Source organism: Polaromonas sp. P1_F1, assembly GCF_056405795.1.
On record NZ_JBFUBJ010000010.1, the window covers coordinates 18774 to 34823 of the forward strand.

19 protein-coding genes and 1 pseudogene are annotated in these 16050 nt (G+C 63.8%); 11 read left to right on the forward strand and 9 right to left on the reverse strand.

Annotated elements, in window-relative coordinates:
- Window positions 1-132: 132 nt before the first annotated feature.
- Together AC1DZE_RS21005 and AC1DZE_RS21010 are read left to right on the forward strand one after the other, a co-directional pair.
- Window positions 133-1299: a cytochrome P450 gene (locus AC1DZE_RS21005; RefSeq protein ID WP_477672374.1), complete on the forward strand. Its 1167-nt coding sequence runs from the start codon at window positions 133-135 to the stop codon at window positions 1297-1299.
- Window positions 1300-1321: 22 nt separating this feature from the next.
- Window positions 1322-1666 (forward strand): antibiotic biosynthesis monooxygenase family protein, encoded by a 345-nt coding sequence (locus tag AC1DZE_RS21010; RefSeq protein ID WP_477672373.1) that lies wholly within the window; start codon window positions 1322-1324, stop codon window positions 1664-1666.
- On the opposite strand, the gene AC1DZE_RS21015 is transcribed toward AC1DZE_RS21010, so the two are convergent.
- Window positions 1663-2079, reverse strand: coding sequence for a DUF2784 domain-containing protein (locus AC1DZE_RS21015; RefSeq protein WP_477700506.1), 417 nt, complete (start codon window positions 2077-2079; stop codon window positions 1663-1665). The genes AC1DZE_RS21010 and AC1DZE_RS21015 overlap by 4 nt on opposite strands.
- A gap of 176 nt (window positions 2080-2255) precedes the next feature.
- Between AC1DZE_RS21015 and AC1DZE_RS21020 the strand changes: the two genes are divergently transcribed.
- The 4 genes from AC1DZE_RS21020 to AC1DZE_RS21035 all read left to right on the forward strand — a co-directional run bounded on the left by AC1DZE_RS21020 (window position 2256) and on the right by AC1DZE_RS21035 (window position 6708).
- A complete protein-coding gene (locus AC1DZE_RS21020) occupies window positions 2256-4655 on the forward strand; it encodes a YgiQ family radical SAM protein (protein WP_477672371.1) in 2400 nt (799 codons plus the stop codon).
- A gap of 53 nt (window positions 4656-4708) precedes the next feature.
- Window positions 4709-5167 (forward strand): YgaP family membrane protein, encoded by a 459-nt coding sequence (locus AC1DZE_RS21025; RefSeq protein WP_477669398.1) that lies wholly within the window; start codon window positions 4709-4711, stop codon window positions 5165-5167.
- Window positions 5167-5712 carry an RNA polymerase sigma factor gene (locus AC1DZE_RS21030; RefSeq protein ID WP_477669621.1) on the forward strand — a complete coding sequence of 182 codons (546 nt, stop codon included), beginning with the start codon at window positions 5167-5169 and terminating at the stop codon, window positions 5710-5712. The genes AC1DZE_RS21025 and AC1DZE_RS21030 overlap by 1 nt, the downstream gene beginning before the upstream one ends.
- 153 nt (window positions 5713-5865) lie before the next feature.
- Window positions 5866-6708 (forward strand): hypothetical protein, encoded by an 843-nt coding sequence (locus tag AC1DZE_RS21035; protein ID WP_477669399.1) that lies wholly within the window; start codon window positions 5866-5868, stop codon window positions 6706-6708.
- 76 nt (window positions 6709-6784) lie between these two features.
- Here the strand turns inward: AC1DZE_RS21035 and AC1DZE_RS21040 are convergent, their stop codons facing one another.
- Window positions 6785-7717 carry a CoA transferase gene (locus AC1DZE_RS21040; RefSeq protein WP_477669400.1) on the reverse strand — a complete coding sequence of 311 codons (933 nt, stop codon included), beginning with the start codon at window positions 7715-7717 and terminating at the stop codon, window positions 6785-6787.
- Between the two features lie 214 nt (window positions 7718-7931).
- Here AC1DZE_RS21040 and AC1DZE_RS21045 point away from each other — a divergent pair, with 214 nt between their 5' ends.
- From AC1DZE_RS21045 to AC1DZE_RS21060, 4 genes are read left to right on the forward strand one after another with little or no spacing between them, the layout of a single operon-like run.
- Entirely contained in the window at window positions 7932-8501 is a 570-nt protein-coding gene (locus AC1DZE_RS21045; protein ID WP_477665937.1) for a DUF2975 domain-containing protein, read from the forward strand.
- Window positions 8502-8534: 33 nt separating this feature from the next.
- Complete coding sequence (locus AC1DZE_RS21050; RefSeq protein ID WP_092127875.1) at window positions 8535-8750, forward strand: helix-turn-helix domain-containing protein; 216 nt, start codon at window positions 8535-8537, stop codon at window positions 8748-8750.
- Between the two features lie 20 nt (window positions 8751-8770).
- Window positions 8771-8971, forward strand: coding sequence for a hypothetical protein (locus tag AC1DZE_RS21055; RefSeq protein WP_477648716.1), 201 nt, complete (start codon window positions 8771-8773; stop codon window positions 8969-8971).
- A gap of 49 nt (window positions 8972-9020) precedes the next feature.
- On the forward strand, window positions 9021-9350 hold the full coding sequence (locus AC1DZE_RS21060; protein ID WP_477669401.1) for a TfoX/Sxy family protein: 330 nt from the start codon (window positions 9021-9023) through the stop codon (window positions 9348-9350).
- A 30-nt stretch (window positions 9351-9380) separates the two neighbouring features.
- On the opposite strand, the gene pobA is transcribed toward AC1DZE_RS21060, so the two are convergent.
- Entirely contained in the window at window positions 9381-10550 is a 1170-nt protein-coding gene (pobA, locus tag AC1DZE_RS21065; RefSeq protein ID WP_477669402.1) for a 4-hydroxybenzoate 3-monooxygenase, read from the reverse strand.
- Window positions 10551-10676: 126 nt separating this feature from the next.
- Between pobA and AC1DZE_RS21070 the strand changes: the two genes are divergently transcribed.
- Window positions 10677-11522 carry an IclR family transcriptional regulator domain-containing protein gene (locus AC1DZE_RS21070; protein ID WP_477673730.1) on the forward strand — a complete coding sequence of 282 codons (846 nt, stop codon included), beginning with the start codon at window positions 10677-10679 and terminating at the stop codon, window positions 11520-11522.
- Here AC1DZE_RS21070 and AC1DZE_RS21075 read toward each other — a convergent pair.
- From AC1DZE_RS21075 to AC1DZE_RS21100, 6 genes and pseudogenes are all read right to left on the reverse strand, one after another.
- The gene (locus AC1DZE_RS21075) at window positions 11519-12367 is read right to left on the reverse strand and encodes a DMT family transporter (protein WP_477700507.1); all 849 of its coding nucleotides are present in this window, start codon (window positions 12365-12367) and stop codon (window positions 11519-11521) included. The genes AC1DZE_RS21070 and AC1DZE_RS21075 overlap by 4 nt on opposite strands.
- A gap of 187 nt (window positions 12368-12554) precedes the next feature.
- Complete coding sequence (locus AC1DZE_RS21080; RefSeq protein WP_477669405.1) at window positions 12555-13310, reverse strand: ABC transporter ATP-binding protein; 756 nt, start codon at window positions 13308-13310, stop codon at window positions 12555-12557.
- A 114-nt stretch (window positions 13311-13424) separates the two neighbouring features.
- A complete protein-coding gene (locus tag AC1DZE_RS21085) occupies window positions 13425-13640 on the reverse strand; it encodes an ABC transporter ATP-binding protein C-terminal domain-containing protein (RefSeq protein ID WP_477673711.1) in 216 nt (71 codons plus the stop codon).
- A 15-nt stretch (window positions 13641-13655) separates the two neighbouring features.
- A pseudogene (locus AC1DZE_RS21090) lies at window positions 13656-14174 on the reverse strand (ABC transporter ATP-binding protein); the annotation flags it as partial.
- Window positions 14167-15189 carry a branched-chain amino acid ABC transporter permease gene (locus AC1DZE_RS21095; protein ID WP_477669407.1) on the reverse strand — a complete coding sequence of 341 codons (1023 nt, stop codon included), beginning with the start codon at window positions 15187-15189 and terminating at the stop codon, window positions 14167-14169. The pseudogene AC1DZE_RS21090 and the gene AC1DZE_RS21095, both read right to left, overlap by 8 nt.
- Window positions 15186-16049: a branched-chain amino acid ABC transporter permease gene (locus AC1DZE_RS21100; protein ID WP_477669408.1), complete on the reverse strand. Its 864-nt coding sequence runs from the start codon at window positions 16047-16049 to the stop codon at window positions 15186-15188. Before AC1DZE_RS21100 ends, AC1DZE_RS21095 begins: the two co-directional genes overlap by 4 nt.
- Between the last annotated feature and the right edge of the window lies 1 nt (window position 16050).

Genomic DNA, 16050 nt, shown 5'->3' on the forward strand with positions numbered 1-16050 from the left:
CTGCTTCGAAGCTCTTTAACCCTGCCGGCAGGTTGTATCCATGTCCCCGCACGTAAGCATTCGGCGGGCAACTGCCAACACTTCGCCCCGCAACGAAGCATCCCGCCGGCCACCTGGGCAAAAATGGCGCTCATGCAGCATCCCGAACACGTCCTCGCGGCGCCCAGCCACCCCAACCCCTATCCTTATTACGCCGCGCTGGTGGCCGGCCCGCCGCTGGTGTTTGACGCAGCACGCAAGCTCTGGGTCGCCACCAGTGCGGCCGCGGTCAATGCCGTGCTGCGCAACCCGGCGTGCCGCGTACGGCCTGCGGCTGAGCCCGTGCCGCAGGCCATCGTCGGGTCGGCGGCGGGTGAGGTGTTCGGCCACCTGGTTCGCATGAACGACGGCATCCGGCACGACGCACCCAAACTGGCCTTGCAGCGTTTCCTGGCCGCGCTGGATCTGGACCGTGTTGGCGAGCGCACCGGCTTGATTGCGGCGAAGGCCATGGGTGGCGAACCCCTGCGCGGAGCGGCGTTGTCGCAATGGGCTTTTGATGTGCCTGTGATGGCAGTCGCCGATGCCCTGGGTTTTGCGCAGGCCGAGCTGCCGCGCGTTGCGGGCTGGACGCGCGACTTTGTGGCCTGCCTCTCGCCGCTCAGCACGCCGGAGCAACTGGCTGCGGCGGGTGATGCAGCAGCGGCCTTGCTGGCAAGGTTCTCGGTGCTGGTGCAGGCGGAGGCAAACCCGGAGAGCGCCGTCGCCCGTGTCCGGCTGGAAGCGCAGAAGGCGGGCTGGAATGACGCCGCAGCGTTGCTCGCCAACCTGGTCGGCCTGCTGTCGCAGACCTGCGAGGCGACTGCCGGCCTTGTCGGGAACAGCCTGGTGGCCCTGGCCACGCAGCCGGGCCTGGCCGAAACCATGGGGCAGGACAGGAGCAAGCTGCTTCAGATGGTGAACGAGGTCAGCCGCCACGACCCGTCCATCCACAACACGCGCCGTTTTGTGGCAGAGGCAACGGAGGTGGCGGGGGTTTCCCTGAAGGCGGGCGATGCCATCCTGGTGGTTCTGGCGGCCGCCGGCCGCGACCCCTTGTGCAACCCGGAGCCCGAACGGTTTTTGCTGGACCGCGCAAGCCGTGAGGTGCCCGGCTTCGGCAGGGGCGCACACCAGTGCCCGGGGCAGTCGCTGGCCTGCATCATTGCTTCCGCGGCCGTCCAGGCCTTGCTGGATTCAGGCAAGCTGCGGTTGCCGAAACCGGGAGGCTGGCACCACCGGCCCTCCCTGAATGCCCGCATCCCGGTTTTTTCTGATTGAGTACCACGACTGAAAGCGCCACATGATCGCCATCATTTTTGAAGTGCAGCCCGCCGGGGGCAACATGCAAACCTATCTTGATATTGCCGCAGCGCTCAAACCGCAGCTTGAGCAAATCGACGGCTTTATTTCCGTTGAACGGTTTCAAAGCCTGAGCAAACCGGGCAAGCTGCTATCGCTCTCATTCTTCAGGGACGAAGCCGCCGTGATGGAATGGCGCCGCCTTGAGTCCCACCGCAAGGCGCAAAGCCGCGGGCGCGGCGGCGTGTTTGAGGACTACCGCCTGCGCGTGGCCCACGTGCTGCGTGACTACGGGCTGAATGAGCGCGACGAGGCGCCGGCGGACAGCCGCGAGCAGCACGGCTAGGCGCTGCGGGGCCTGGCGCGCTTCCAGCGGGGCGGCCACCACCACCAGCTCAGCAGCACCAGCACGCCGAATCCGGTGTAGGCCGTCATGAACACCCAGGCGGGCGCGTCGAAAAAGATCAGTCGCGACAGCCAGTGCTCAATGAAGGAGCCGCCATAACTGGCTTGCCCGGCCTGCAGCCTCAGGGCCTGTTCCCAAATGGTGAGCGGGCAGACCTCTCCCAGCCAGCTTTGCGCCACCACAAAGCCGATCAACGCCAGATGCGTGAGCCTGACCCACGGCGCGCGAACCCAGGCCCAGCCGCGCCAGCCGCCGGCCATGAACAGCAGTTGGCCGAGCACGGCAAAGGCGACGATCGCCACGTGCAGCACCAGAATGGAGTCGGCAAGTAGGGCCGCAGTGAAAGGGCTCATGGGCATGATGGAGTAAGGATGCGGGGTAATTCGTGGCCATTCGTGGTCATGAGGCCACTTTAAACATGCCAATAGCGCATGGACAGGTGTTTGTAGGGCTTAAATGCCGAATAAAGAGGCAAAACTCAGGGTAAACCTTACAATGGAGGGTTACCCAAGAGGGTTACCTCAAGTCCATGAACGCCCCTGTCGACGTCTCCTTTTTTACGCGCGCCGCCAAGCCGCTCACCAGTTACCGCAAGTACTGGGCGGCCCGCTTTGGTACGGCCAAATTTCTGCCCACCACGCGGGCCGAAATGGACGCGCTCGGCTGGGACAGCTGCGACATCATCATCGTCACCGGCGACGCCTATGTAGACCACCCGAGCTTCGGTATGGCCGTCATTGGCCGCATGCTGGAGGCGCAAGGCTTTCGCGTCGGCATCATCGCCCAGCCCGACTGGCAAAGCGCCGAACCTTTCCGCGTGCTGGGCAAGCCCAACCTGTTCTTCGGCGTGACTGCCGGCAACATGGACTCGATGATCAACCGCTACACGGCGGACCACAAGATCCGCAGCGACGATGCCTATACGCCCGGCGACATCGGCGGCAAGCGCCCCGACCGAGCGGCCCTGGTGTATTCGCAGCGCTGCCGCGAAGCCTACAAAGACGTGCCCATCATCCTGGGCGGTATTGAAGGGTCCTTGCGACGCATCGCGCATTACGACTACTGGTCCGACAAAGTTCGCCGCAGCGTGGTGGTCGATGCGAAATGCGACCTGCTGCTGTACGGCAATGCCGAACGCGCGATTGTCGAAATCGCCCACCGCCTGGCCGCCAAAGAGCCAGTCGCCAGCATCACCGACGTTCGCGGCACGGCCTTCATCCGCCGCAGCGGCGACGAAACCGCCAACGGCTGGTTTGAAATCGATTCCACCAGCGTGGATGCACCGGGCCGGGTCGAAGCGCATGTCAACCCGTATTTGATGATTTCCGACCAGGCGCGCGAGCAGGGCGCTACTTGCGCGCGGGAAGATGAAGCCGCTGAAGTGGCGGTTGAGGCAGAAGCGAAAGGCTCGCCTGTAGTCGCCAAGGCAGCCAAGCCTGCCGCTGCAGCCAACCCGGCCATCAAGCCGCTGACTTTCGTCGCCAACCCCAACCTGCCGTCCACGGTGCACACCGCGCAAGGCAAGATCAAGGTTCCGCCGCGCGACCGCTCCGTGATCCGCTTGCCGTCTTACGAGCAGGTCAAGAGCGACGCAGTGCTGTACGCCCACGCCAACCGCGTGCTGCACCTCGAAACCAATCCCGGCAACGCCCGCGCCCTGGTGCAGGCCCACGGCGAGGGCGCCACGGCGCGCGACGTGTGGATCACGCCGCCGCCCATCCCGCTGACCACGGCCGAGATGGACTACGTCTTCGACTTGCCCTACGCGCGCTCACCGCACCCGCGCTACGCCGACGAAAACGGCGGCCATGACGGCGCCACCAAGATCCCGGCTTGGGAGATGATCCGCTTCAGCGTGAACATCATGCGCGGCTGCTTCGGCGGCTGCACCTTCTGCTCCATCACCGAGCACGAAGGCCGCATCATCCAGAGCCGCTCTGAAGATTCGGTGATCCGTGAGATCGAGGCCATCCGGGACACCGTCAAGGGCTTTACCGGCGCGATCTCCGACCTGGGCGGGCCGACTGCCAACATGTACCGCATCGGCTGCAAGTCGCCCGAAATCGAGGCTGCCTGCCGCAAGCCAAGCTGCGTGTACCCGGGCATCTGCTCCAACCTCAACACCGACCACAACCCGCTCATCAAGATGTACCGCCGCGCGCGGGCCTTGAAGGGCGTGAAGAAGATTCTCATCAGCTCGGGCCTGCGCTACGACCTGGCCGTGCAAAGCCCCGAGTACGTGAAGGAGCTCGTCAGCCATCACGTGGGCGGCTACCTCAAGATCGCGCCCGAGCACACCGAGCAGGGCCCGCTCACCAAGATGATGAAGCCCGGCATCGGCAGCTATGACAAGTTCAAGCAGATGTTCGACAAGTATTCGCTGGAAGCCGGCAAGAAGCAGTTCCTGATTCCGTACTTCATCGCCGCCCACCCGGGCACCAGCGACGAAGACATGATGAACCTGGCGGTCTGGCTCAAGAAAAACGGCTTCCGCGCCGACCAGGTGCAGACGTTTTACCCAAGCCCGATGGCCACGGCCACGACGATGTACCACACCAACAAGAACCCGCTGCGCAAGATCACGCGCGACAGCGAGACGGTGGACATCGTGCGCGGCGAGCGCCGCCGCCGGCTGCACAAGGCCTTTTTGCGCTACCACGACCCGAACAACTGGCCGGTGCTGCGCGAAGCGCTCAAGGCCATGGGCCGGGCGGATCTGATCGGTAACGGCAAGCACCACCTGATTCCGACCTTCCAGCCGATGACCGACGGCAGCTACACCAGCGCGCGGCGCAAGAACTCGACCGGCACTGCCGCCACGGTGAAAGCTTCGCCGGTGGTCAAGGGGCGCCTCTTGACGCGCCACACCGGCCTGCCGCCGCTGGCGCAGGGCGCCGGTGGCAAGCCCGGTGGCCGCAAGGGCCGCTAGGCGCTGCCAACGCAGGCATTTCGAGGTAAAAAGGCTCCGATGGAGCCTTTTTTATGACGAAATTGGCTTCTGACCCAATAGGAACATGCGCGAGCAGCTATCGAATTGATAGCCCCGGAATGCGCGAATTAGTAGCCCGGCAGCTCCGGCATGCCCGGCTAAGCTTGGCCGGTTCTTCATGCGAACGATATTCCAGCAAATATTTCAACAATATTTTCCCCAACGTGAATCCTTTTGCCCGCATGACCTCTCCTTGCAGCGATGCCGCGGTTTTGACGGCAGCTAAAGGAAAGTTCATGTTCTATCGCAAAAATGTGGGGCCCAAAGAGCGGTGGGCGCGTGGTGTGTCCGGCGCCTTGATGGTCGTTTGCGGCCTGCTGGTGCTGGGTGTGACGCCGCTTGGTTTGCTCGCGGCCTGCGCCGGCGTGGTCGCAGTGCTGACAGGGCTGTTGGGTTTTTGCCCGGCTTGCGCCATGGTGGGCCGCAAGCTGGAAAAGCCGGGCCCTTGGTGATGGCCATTGAAACGGCGCTTTTTGCCGCAGCGCAGGCCGGTGACCCGGCCGCGCTGGCTTCGCTGCTGCGGCAGCTGCAGCCCGATGCCCGCCGTTACGCCCGCTACCAATGCCACCGCGGCTCGGCCATCGAAGACGTGGTGCAGGAGGCGCTCATCATCATCTACCGCCGCGTCGGCACCGTGCGCGACGCCGCAGCCCTGGGCGGCTGGATGTTCAAGATCATCGCGCGGCTGTGCATGCTGCCGGCGCTTGCGCTGATGCGCGGCACCCAGGCGCTTACCGACTACGACAAGGACCAGTACTTTGCGCAGATGCCGCAGGACGAACTGCGCATCGACCTGGTCCGTGCGCTGGAGTCCCTGCCGCTGATGTACCGCGAGGTGGTTTTGCTGCGCGACATGGAGCAGCTCACCATCACCGAAATAGCGCAGCGCCTGCAGCTCACCCGCGAAGCCACCAAAAGCCGCATTCACCGGGCGCGTGCGATGGTGCGTGAATACCTGCGGCCTGATGGAGCTGTCCGCGTGAAGACCGGTGCATGACGCCGCTTCACCGTCATGGATTCCTTGCGATCAGCAGGAGAGGGTAGTTATGGCCGCATGTGATGGGGTTCTCTGGCAAGATAAGTGGAGGCAAGCCGCCAGGCCTCAGACCTTCCACTGGCCCTGGCTTCATTCACACCTTCTGGAGACACCATGGACATTGCCCGCAAAGCACTTGCCGCTTTCACCATGGCCGCCGTGCTGGCCTGCGCATGGCTGGCGCCGCTGGATGCCCCCGCCATGCGGCAGGTGGATGCCGGCCTGAAAAGGGCGCTGCTGAGTTTTGCCACGGCCAGGCTGCTCAACGGCGTGATTTCGGTGGCGCAGGGGACCGAAGCTTCGGTGCAGCCTTTCGGCGTGGGTGTCACGTTTGCGCCGGGGCAAATCCTGGATCCGGTCAACGACCTGGTGGAGCAGTTTTCGCATTTGATGCTGGCGGCCAGTGTCGCGTTCGGCGTTCAAAAAGCCTTGATCAGCATCGGCAGCTACTGGCCGGTATCGCTGGCGCTGAGTGCCACGGTGCTGGGCTGGTGGTGGTGTTACCTGCGCAGGCCGCACGTGCCTTTGTGGCTGTCAAGGCTGCTGGTGATCCTGCTGATGCTGCGCTTTGCGGTTCCGGTGGTCACGCTGGGCACCGACATACTGTGGCAAAAATTCCTCGCGGCCGACTACGCCGCCAGCCAGCAATTGATCGACAGCGCCACCGGCAAGGCCAGCCAGCTCAATTCGCCGGCTGCCGCAGCACCCGACAACCGCGGCCTGGTGGACAGCCTGAAAGACTGGCTGGCAAAAAACGGCGATGTGACAAAACACTTCGAGAACCTTAAGCGGGCGGCCGAGCAGGCCACCGAACACATCGTCCGGCTCATTGTGATTTTTGTGCTGCAGACGCTGGTGATCCCCTTGCTGCTGTTGTGGGCCCTGTACGGTTTCGTCAGGCAGGTGTTGCTGGGGCAGCGCTGGCAAAGGCGGCCGGCAGCCTCCACCCTATGTTGATGCGCGAGGGTACCGGCGCATCCGGTTCGTGCATCAAATCGGCCGTTTGATCAATAAGGACAAGCGCAAGAAGCTCCTAATTTGATAGCGAATGCAGTGGGATGTCCTGGTCCTGCGCCAGCTTGTCCAGCTCCTTGCGCGTCTTGCCCAGAAGCCAGGCCTCAATAGCCGCATGCATGGCGGGCGCAAACATGGCCTTCATGCTGGAGGCCGCCATACCAGCCGCCGCGCACAGGCTCGCGGCAAAGTGCGGCTCCAGCGCGGCGAGTGCCACGCGCCCGTCCTTGCAGCGGTAAACGCGGTAGCCCGCATGTCCGCCGCCCACTGCCGCGCCGGGCTGGGTCAGTCCCCAGGCGCGGGGCAGGGCCAGGTAAGCCGCTGCGCCGGAAAGGGCCACTTCCAGAAAAACACCTTTGCCCTTCGCCCGCTGGTGCATCACGGCCTGCAGCACGGCTGCGCCGGCCATCAGTGAGCCGCCCATGTCGGCGTACAGCGTGGCGGGCAGGTCCACACCGGTGATCAGGTCGTTCTGCGCGAGGTAGGTGAGGTCGTGGCCCGGCTCGTCAGCCCGTTCCCCCGGACTGCCGACGATGGCGACCTGGCTCAGGTGCGGGTGCTGTTTGTGCAGTGCTTTCCATGTCAGCCCCAGCTTGGCCAGCGCCGCCGGCCTGAACGACGTGAGCAGCACATCGGTTTGGGCCAGTTCGCGGTGCAGCAGTGTCTGGCCGCGTTCGGTTTTCAGGTCGGCTGTGGCGATGCGCACACCCGCATGCAGGGTTGCATAGGCGGTGGGGTTGTAGAGCTTCATCGGGTCACCCGATGCGCCGGCCGGCGCGCCTTCGTGCGGCGGAGGTTCCAGCTTCATGCAGCGGGCGCCCATCTCGCGGCAGCGCATCAGGGCGGCCGGGCCCGGCAGGTTGAGCGCCAGGCTCAGCACGCGCACGCCCTTGAGTGACTGCATCGGCTGGAGCGCTTTGGCGGGGTTGGGTTTGGAGGGTGAGGGCGGCATGGAGGTCACTGTGAACGGGTGGGGGCCGCAAAGCGTCGGGCACCGGGCGGTTGTGGGGTCAATTTACCTCAAACCCTTGAGTGGCGGCTTCACAGGTGTCATTGCCGGTTGGTTGGAGGGGAAGAAAATTTCTGTTTTATGACTATTAATTATTGTTTAACAGTAATTAATCTGAGACACTGGAAGCCTTTAAACAAGGCAAAGAGGTGCTCCCTTGAAAAATACGGCAACTCCCATGGCCCCCGCCGGGCCGGATGTTCAGGGTATTAGCAGCGTGCTGGCCTGGGCTTGTGCCTTGCTGGCGGTGGCATTGCCGCTGGCGGTGGCTTACCACCTGCTCAGTACGCCCGTTGAAAGCCTGTTGTTGCGCGCCGGGGTTGTGTTGTCGGCATCGCAGGCTGCGGCGCTTGACGTCACGCTGGCCCAGAAAAGCTTTGCTGCCTTGTTGGGCGTGCTGCCGGTGTGCTGCGCGTCGTACGGGCTGGTGTGTGCCATGCGCTGCTTCTCCGGCTTTTCGCAGGCCGAATATTTCAGTGTGCGCACTGTCAAATACCTGCGCGGTTTTGCCGCCGGTATTTTTGCGTCGGTGGTGGCCAGCGTGGTGTCTTCAACGCTGATCACCCTGGTGCTGACATCCGGCGCACCGGCCGGCCAACGTGCGCTGTCCCTGGGCATGGGCAGCAATGAACTGCTGACGCTGCTGTTTGCCGGCATGGTCTGGCAAATCGCCGCCGTGATGGCGCGGGCAGTGGCACTGGCCGAAGAGAACGCGCAGTTCGTCTGACTCTTTCGCCGATCACAGATCACCGCTTGCCGCATGCCCATCGTTGTCAAGCTCGATGTGATGCTGTCTGAACGCAAGGCCAGGTCCAAAGACCTGGCCGCGTATGTCGGCATCACCGAAGCCAACCTGTCCTTGCTCAAGCAGGGCAAGGTCAAGGGCGTGCGCTTTGACACGCTGATGCGCATTTGCGAATTCCTCGACTGCCAGCCGGGGGACCTGCTGGTTTCCCGGCCGGACGACACCACCTGATCCTGCTTCGGAGCTTCCTCATGAAACGCCTTGCCATCGCCGCGGCCCTGGTCGCCCTGCTCAGCGCCTGCGCTGATATCAACTGGGAACAAACTGCCAAGGAATCCGTCAAGTCGGCTTGCCGGGGTGCGGGCAATTGCAGCATTCCCTGTGACCGCGCCAATCCGGCCACCTTCAATGACCCGCAATGCCTGACGGCCGGCAGGCGGCCATCGCCATAATGGCCTTCATGAAAATCAAACAAAAAATCTCTGCAGCCGGGCGGGCAGCATGAGCGCCAGCGCCGAATTCGTCCGTTATGTGCAGGAGCTACTGGTGCCATTGGGAGACATCCGCGATGGAAAGTTCTTTGGTGGTCATGCGATGAAGCACCGTGGAAAGCAGTTCGCCATGGTCATGGGCAACACCCTGTACTTCCGGGTGGACGACGCCTCGCGGCCGGCATATGAGAAGAAGGGCTCCAAGCCCTTCAGCTACTCGACGAAGAACGGTGTGGTGCAGGTGCGCAAGTACTACGCCGCGCCTGCGGAGCTGCTCGATGACCCGGCGCAGTTGCTGGTGTGGGCCCGGCAGGCGATCAGTGCGGCGAGCACGGCCTGACAAAAGGAAAGGCCCGCAGAAAAGGGCTGCTTAAAGCGGCAGGCCCACGTAGTTCTCGGCCAGCGCCGTTGAAGCAGCCTGCGAATGGATCAAATAATCCAGCTCTGCCTCCTGGAGCTTTTGCCCGAAGCCGCCTGCATCGGGAAACTTGTGCATGAGTGACGTGAACCACCAGGAAAAACGCACAGCCTTCCAGACGCGGCGCAGGCAGGTGTCTGAATAGCTGTTGATACCGGCCTCGCTACCGTCGTAAAACTCTGTCAGCGCGCGTGCCAGGTAACGCACATCGCTGGCCGCCAGGTTCAAACCCTTGGCGCCCGTGGGCGGCACGATGTGGGCCGCGTCGCCTGCCAGGAAGAGGCGGCCGAAGCGCATGGGCTCGGCGACAAAGCTGCGCAGCGGCGCAATGCTTTTTTCAATAGAGGGACCTGTGACCAGGCTTTCCGCCAGCTCGGGCGCCAGGCGGCGGCGCAGTTCGTCCCAGAAGGCGTCGTCGCTCCAGTTCTCCACCTTGTCGTCCAGCGGGCATTGCACGTAGTAGCGGCTGCGGGTGTGGCTGCGCATGCTGCACAGGGCAAAACCGCGCGTGTGGTTGCTGTAGACGAGTTCGTGGGAAACGGGCGGCGTCTCTGACAGCACGCCCAGCCAGCCGAAGGGATAGACGCGCTCAAAGGTCTGCAGCGCATTGGCCGGCACGCTGGCGCGGCTCACGCCGTGAAAACCGTCGCAGCCGGCGATGAAGTCGCATTCCACTTCGTGCGCCACGCCGTGCTGCACATAACGCACCTTGGGGTGTGGCCCGTCAAAGTCATGAAGGCTCACGTTTTCGGCTTCATACGCGGTTGCCAGGCCTGCTGCGGCGCGCGCGTCCATCAGGTCGCGCGTGACTTCGGTCTGGCCGTAGACCATCACCTGTTTGCCGCCGGTCAGCTGCTGCAGGTCAATGCGGTGATGGGTGCCGCCAAAGCCGAGGGCAAAGCCGCCGTGCACGAGCCCTTCCTTGTGCATGCGGCCGCCTACACCGACCTCGTCAAGCAGGTCGGTTGTACCTTGCTCCAGCACGCCTGCGCGTATGCGTCCCAGCACATACTCTTTGCTGCGCTGCTCAATCACGATGGCATGGATGCCGGCCTTATGAAGCAGCTGGCCCAGCAAATGCCCGGCGGGGCCGCCGCCCACGATGGCTACCTGTACGCGCATGGTGTCTCCGTTCAATTTGTCGGGCAATGTGCCCCAAGCGAGAAGGTTATGCGGCTGCGTGCGCCGCGCCCAGCGCGTGGCCGCGGCTTTGCACGATGTCCGGCTCACTTGTGCGATGATCGCGCAATGGTCATCTCAAAAACCGCTTTGAAAACCGGCGCTTTCCCGATCGCCAAGCCCGACATGATTGAAGGCATGGCCAAAGGCATGGCCGTGCTCGAGAGTTTTGACACGCAGCGCCAGCGCCTGAACGCCACGCTGGCGGCGGAACGCGCGGGCATCACGCGGGCGGCCGCGCGCCGCCACCTGCTCACGCTCACACACCTGGGTTACCTGGAAACCGACGGCAGCTATTTCTGGCTGGCTGCCAAGGTGCTGCGCTTTTCAGGCAGCTACCTGGCCACCGCACGCCTGCCGCGCGCTGTTCAACCCGCGCTGAACCGGCTGGCCGCGCAAACGCAGGAGTCGTTTTCCGTCGCAGTGCTGGACGGCGACGAGATTGTCATCATTGGCCGCAGCGGTTTTGAGTGGAAGTCACCGGCAGACAGCGGCAGGGCGACGCCGGCGCGCGTGCTGGCTTACGGCTTGCACCTCGGTGCGCGCCTGCCGGCGCATGCGACTTCCACCGGGCGCGTGCTGCTGGCTGCCAAGACTAAAACCGGGTTCAATGCATGGCTGAAAGCCAGGACCGACACAGGTAACCTGGCCCGGCTGACCCTGCACACCACCACCGACCCGCGCAAGCTCAGGGCGCTGGTGGACCAGGTGCGACTTGACGATTTCTGCGTGGCCAGCGAAGAGCATGAGCTGGGCGTCCACGCCCTGGCCGTGCCGCTGCGTGACATGCAGGGGCACACGGTGGCCGCGCTCAATGTGGTGTCGTCGCCGCAGCGGCTGAGGCCGGAGGCCATGCGGCGCGAATTGCTGCCCTTGCTGCTGGATGCCGCGAGGGAGCTGCGTTCGCTGCTTTAGCTTTTGGGTGGCGAAGGGCGCACGGCCAGCGCGACGCCGCCCAGAATGGCCGTGCAACTAGCGGCGAGCGTCCAGCCCAGCGGCTCTCCAAGAAAGACGATGCCGCCCAGTGCGGTAATGGCCGGCACTGAAAGTTGTACCGAGGCCGCCGTAGTGGCGGGAAGCCGCCTCACCGCCGCGTACCAGATGATGTAGCCCATCCCGGAAGTGATCGCACCAGAGGTCACCGCATACGCCGCCCCGCGCATGTCCCAGATCAGTTGCGGGAACATCAAACAGGCCAACAACAGTGCCAGTGGTGTGGCGCGCAGGAAGTTTCCTGCGGTGGCCTGCGTCGCATCACCGGCGTGTTTTCCGCGCAGCGAATACACCGCCCATGCCATGCCGGCCAGCAACATCAGCAAGGCCGATGGCAAGCTTGGTGCGGCGGCGCCGGGCAGCAACAGCGCGATGAGGCCCGCCACGGCAATTACCAGGCCGGCGCTTTGCCTGGCGTCCAGCCGTTCGCCGAGGGCCAGCCCGGTGCCCAGCATCGTGAGTTGCACCGAGCCGAACAGCAGCAGCGCGCCCGTGGCTGCCGGCAGGCTGACGTAGGCCAGCGAGAATGCGGCAGCGTACACGAACAGCGCACCGGCCGACGGCCAGTTGCCGGTCGCCGTGACACCACGCCGCCACATGAAAAGCCAGAGCACCAGCGCACCTGAAGCGATGCGAAGGGCTGTAAAGCTGGCCGCGTCAATCGGTGTGCTGCGCAGTGCGAGGCGGCACAGGAGCGAGTTGCCCGCAAAGGCGAGCATGGCCAGCACGGTGAGGCCCAGCGTTGAGGTGGCCGGTGATACTTTCATGGTGACCGCTCCCGGGCGAACTGTGCGTTCAGGCCGACGCCGCGTTGCGTGCGCCCGTCGGCGCCCTGCGCTTGGGCTTGCCAACTTTTGCCAGCCGGCCGCAGCGGCGGCTAGGGACTGACGGAAAAGCGCTTGGACATTTCTGGGCGGCCAAAGTTTCAGTCATGCCAGGATGGTGACTCCCGGCTCATACGCCAAGGTATTGCGCCAGCAGTTCGGGTTTGGCGTGCAGCTCGGCCGAGCTGCCTTCAAATACCACCTGGCCCTTGACCAGGATGACATTGCGGTCGGTAATCTGGGTGACGTGTTTCCAGTTCTTGTCGACGATCACGCTGCTGATGCCGGTCTCTCGGATCAGGCCGCAGATGCGCCAGATGTCCCGCGCAATCAGCGGCGCCAGGCCTTCGGTGGCTTCGTCGAGGATCAGCACGTCGGGATTGGTCATCAGTGCGCGGCCGATCGTCAGCATTTGCTGTTCGCCACCGGAAAGCTGCTGCCCGCCGTGGTTCAGGCGTTCTTTCAGGCGCGGAAAGGTCTCCAGCACGCGCTCGTAGGTCCAGTCGTTTCTGCGGCCCACGCCGTCTGCGGCGCTTCCTGGTCTGCCGGCGCGCGCCGCCATCTTGAGGTTTTCGGTCACGCTGAGGTTGCCGAAGATGCCGCGGCCTTCGGGCACATAGGCGATGCCGAGGCGGGCGATTTCGTAGGGCGGGGCGCCCGTCATGGGCCTGCCGTTGATTGCGACCGAGCCCGAGCGTGGCTTGACGAGGCCCATGATGCTTTTGAGCAGCGTGCTCTTGCCCATGCCGTTGCGGCCCATGAGGCCTATGGTCTCGCCGCGCGCGACGTGAAAGTCTATGCCGCGCAGTACGTGGCTGGCGCCGTAATAGGTGTGAATGTCCTGGGCGCCGATCAGGATGTCGATCTGTTTCTCAACCATGCTCATAAGGTCTCCAGGCGGGGCCGCAGCGCCGGGCCGCCCCAAGCAAGGCCAGCCCCTGGTGAAGTGAAAGGGGCAGCGCGCCGCAGGCTCGAAGTGAAAAGCGTGGGGGCCATATTCTCAGTGTTCCTCTCCGAGGTAGGCAGCCTGCACGCCGGCATCGGCGCGGATTTGCGCGGGCGTGCCGCTGGCGATCACCTGCCCGTTGACCATCACGGTGAGCTTGTCGGCCAGCGCGAACACCGCGTCCATGTCGTGCTCGACTAGCAGGATGCCGTGGTTTTTCTTGATGGCCTGCAGCAGGGCGACCATGCGCTCGGCTTCGGCCACACCCATGCCGGCCAGCGGCTCGTCGAGCAGCAGCACCTGCGGCTCGGTGGCCAGGGTCATGGCGATTTCGAGTTGACGCTGCTCACCGTGGCTGATAGTGCCGGCGATGCTGTGCTTGCGGTGTTGCAGGCCAGCCAGTTCCAGCGCTTCTTCGGCGCGGGTGTTGACTGCCGCGAAGTTCGTGGCACGCTTGAGCCAGTGCGCGGCATGCGGCGCACGCGACTGTGACGCCAGCCGCACGTTTTCCCAGACGCTGAAGGGCAGGAAGATATTGGTCTTCTGGTAGCTGCGCCCCAGTCCCTTGCCCGAGATTTTTTCGGGTGTCCAGCCAGTGATGTCATGCCCGCCCAGCGTGACCGTACCCGAGGTCGGCGGCAAGTCGCCAGAGAGCAGGTTGGTCAGCGTGGATTTGCCGGCACCGTTGGGGCCGATGACGGCGTGAATGTGGTTGCGCCAGAGATCGACCGATACGTCGTTGACGGCAGCCAACCCGCCGAAGCGTTTTGTCAGGTTCTTTGCACTGAGGAGGACTTCACTCATGGCCAGCCTCCGCCTTATTCTTGCGCTGGGTGAATTTTTCGACCAAGCCCAGGATGCCGCGCGGCGCAAACGTGACCAGCAGCACGATAAAGAGGCCCATCCACAGCTGCCAGTGCTTGCCCAGGTTGACGCTGCCGATTTGCGGCAGGTCCTTGAAGACGTGCAGCAAATACTCAAAGGCGAACGCGCCAACGATGGCACCGGCAAAATTGCCCATGCCGCCCAAAATGACCATCATGATCGCGTGCGCGCTCATGTGAAAGCCCATGAGCTCGGGGTTGATGTAGCCCGTTTGCGCACCCCACAGGTAACCCGCCAGACCCGCCAGCGCGCCGGCCAGCGTGAAGGCGGAGAGCTTGTAGCCGAAGGTGCCGAAGCCCATGGCGCGCATGCGGTGCTCGTTGACGCGTATGCCGGCCAGCGTGCGGCCAAACGGGCTCCAGAGCAGGCGGCGCAAGAAGGCGTAAACCAGCAGCACGGCCGCGAGCGTGAAGTAGTAGAGCGTGACCTTCTTGTCGAGGTCGAAGGGCACCCAGCCGAAGATGGCTGCGCTCGGCTTGAAGTTGACGTACAGCCCGTCAGAGCCGCCCAGCGCCTTGTTGTCGAAGAAGAGGTAGAACACCATTTGCGCGAAGGCCATGGTGACCATGATGAAGTAGATGCCGTGCGTGCGCACTACAAAGAAACCGATGATGAGGGCGGCCAGGCCAGAGGCCGCCACGGCCACAGGCAAGGTCCACCACAGGCTGACAGGCTCGCCGGCGGGTGTTAAAAAGGCCAGCGCATAGCCGGCCAGGCCGAAGTAAGCCGCGTGGCCCAGCGACACCAGACCGGTCACGCCCTGCAGCAGGTCCAGGCTCATGGCAAAGATCGCCATGATCATCATGCGCGTGACCATCTGGGTGTAGAAGTCGGTGCCGACGAAGGGGAAGGCGACCAGCGCGATCAGACCCAGGCCCAGCGCCACCTGCACGCCGCGCGGCAGGATTTCGAGATTTGCTTTGGCAGAGCTCATTGCTTGAACAGACCTTCAGGTTTCCAGAGCAGCACGCCTGCCATCAACATATACACCAGCATGCCCGCCATCGAAGGCAGGAGCACTTTGCCAAAGGTATCGACCAGGCCGACCAGCAAGGCGGAAATCAGCGCACCGCGCACCGAGCCGATGCCGCCAATGACCACCACCACAAAACACATGATGAGGACTTGCGAGCCCATGTTGGGATAGACGCTGGCCACGGGCGCGGCGATCATGCCGGCCACTGCGGCCAAGCCCACGCCCAACGCGAACACCACGGCGTGGATCAGCTTGATGTTGATGCCCAGCGATTCGGCCATGTCGCGGTTAAAGGCGCCGGCGCGTATCTTCATGCCCAGGCGGGTTTTGGAGATCATGAAATGAAGGCCCAGTGCCAGCGCGATGCACACGCCTGACATGAAGAGGCGGTAGACCGGGTAGGAGAGGTTGTCGGTGAGCGGGATCGAGGCGCCCAGCAGGTCGGGAATCGTGACGCCATGGACATCGTCGCCCCAGAGGATGGAGCGCACTTCTTCAAAGATATAGATCAGGCCGAAGGTCAGTAACACCTGGTCCAGGTGGTCGCGCTGGTAGAAATGGCGAAACAGCAACCACTCCAAAGCCAGCCCGAAGACGACCGACAGCACCGCGCCCAGCAGGATGGCCAGCGTGAGGCTTCCTGTCAGCGTGCTGAGCGACCAGGCCAGGTAGGCGCCCAGCATGTAGAAGCTGCCATGAGCCAGGTTGACCACACCCATGATGCCGAAAATCAGCGTGAGGCCGGCGGCCAGCATGAACAGCAGCAGGCCGTACTGGACGCTGTTGAGCAACTGGATGAGGAAGTTGGCGAGATCCATA

What these genes read in the sequence shown, in the direction of transcription:
- AC1DZE_RS21035 (WP_477669399.1), top strand. Translation starts at nt 5,866, where the DNA reads ATGGACATTGCCCGCAAAGCACTTGCCGCTTTCACCATGGCCGCCGTG.
- AC1DZE_RS21005 (WP_477672374.1), top strand. Translation starts at nt 133, where the DNA reads ATGCAGCATCCCGAACACGTCCTCGCGGCGCCCAGCCACCCCAACCCC.
- pobA (WP_477669402.1), bottom strand. Translation starts at nt 10,550, where the DNA reads ATGCGCGTACAGGTAGCCATCGTGGGCGGCGGCCCCGCCGGGCATTTG.
- AC1DZE_RS21055 (WP_477648716.1), top strand. Translation starts at nt 8,771, where the DNA reads ATGAAACGCCTTGCCATCGCCGCGGCCCTGGTCGCCCTGCTCAGCGCC.
- AC1DZE_RS21020 (WP_477672371.1), top strand. Translation starts at nt 2,256, where the DNA reads ATGAACGCCCCTGTCGACGTCTCCTTTTTTACGCGCGCCGCCAAGCCG.
- AC1DZE_RS21050 (WP_092127875.1), top strand. Translation starts at nt 8,535, where the DNA reads ATGCCCATCGTTGTCAAGCTCGATGTGATGCTGTCTGAACGCAAGGCC.
- AC1DZE_RS21070 (WP_477673730.1), top strand. Translation starts at nt 10,677, where the DNA reads ATGGTCATCTCAAAAACCGCTTTGAAAACCGGCGCTTTCCCGATCGCC.
- AC1DZE_RS21095 (WP_477669407.1), bottom strand. Translation starts at nt 15,189, where the DNA reads ATGAGCTCTGCCAAAGCAAATCTCGAAATCCTGCCGCGCGGCGTGCAG.
- AC1DZE_RS21080 (WP_477669405.1), bottom strand. Translation starts at nt 13,310, where the DNA reads ATGAGCATGGTTGAGAAACAGATCGACATCCTGATCGGCGCCCAGGAC.
- AC1DZE_RS21010 (WP_477672373.1), top strand. Translation starts at nt 1,322, where the DNA reads ATGATCGCCATCATTTTTGAAGTGCAGCCCGCCGGGGGCAACATGCAA.
- AC1DZE_RS21040 (WP_477669400.1), bottom strand. Translation starts at nt 7,717, where the DNA reads ATGCCGCCCTCACCCTCCAAACCCAACCCCGCCAAAGCGCTCCAGCCG.
- AC1DZE_RS21060 (WP_477669401.1), top strand. Translation starts at nt 9,021, where the DNA reads ATGAGCGCCAGCGCCGAATTCGTCCGTTATGTGCAGGAGCTACTGGTG.
- AC1DZE_RS21015 (WP_477700506.1), bottom strand. Translation starts at nt 2,079, where the DNA reads ATGAGCCCTTTCACTGCGGCCCTACTTGCCGACTCCATTCTGGTGCTG.
- AC1DZE_RS21075 (WP_477700507.1), bottom strand. Translation starts at nt 12,367, where the DNA reads ATGAAAGTATCACCGGCCACCTCAACGCTGGGCCTCACCGTGCTGGCC.
- AC1DZE_RS21100 (WP_477669408.1), bottom strand. Translation starts at nt 16,049, where the DNA reads ATGGATCTCGCCAACTTCCTCATCCAGTTGCTCAACAGCGTCCAGTAC.
- AC1DZE_RS21085 (WP_477673711.1), bottom strand. Translation starts at nt 13,640, where the DNA reads ATGGGTGTGGCCGAAGCCGAGCGCATGGTCGCCCTGCTGCAGGCCATC.
- AC1DZE_RS21025 (WP_477669398.1), top strand. Translation starts at nt 4,709, where the DNA reads ATGACGAAATTGGCTTCTGACCCAATAGGAACATGCGCGAGCAGCTAT.
- AC1DZE_RS21030 (WP_477669621.1), top strand. Translation starts at nt 5,167, where the DNA reads ATGGCCATTGAAACGGCGCTTTTTGCCGCAGCGCAGGCCGGTGACCCG.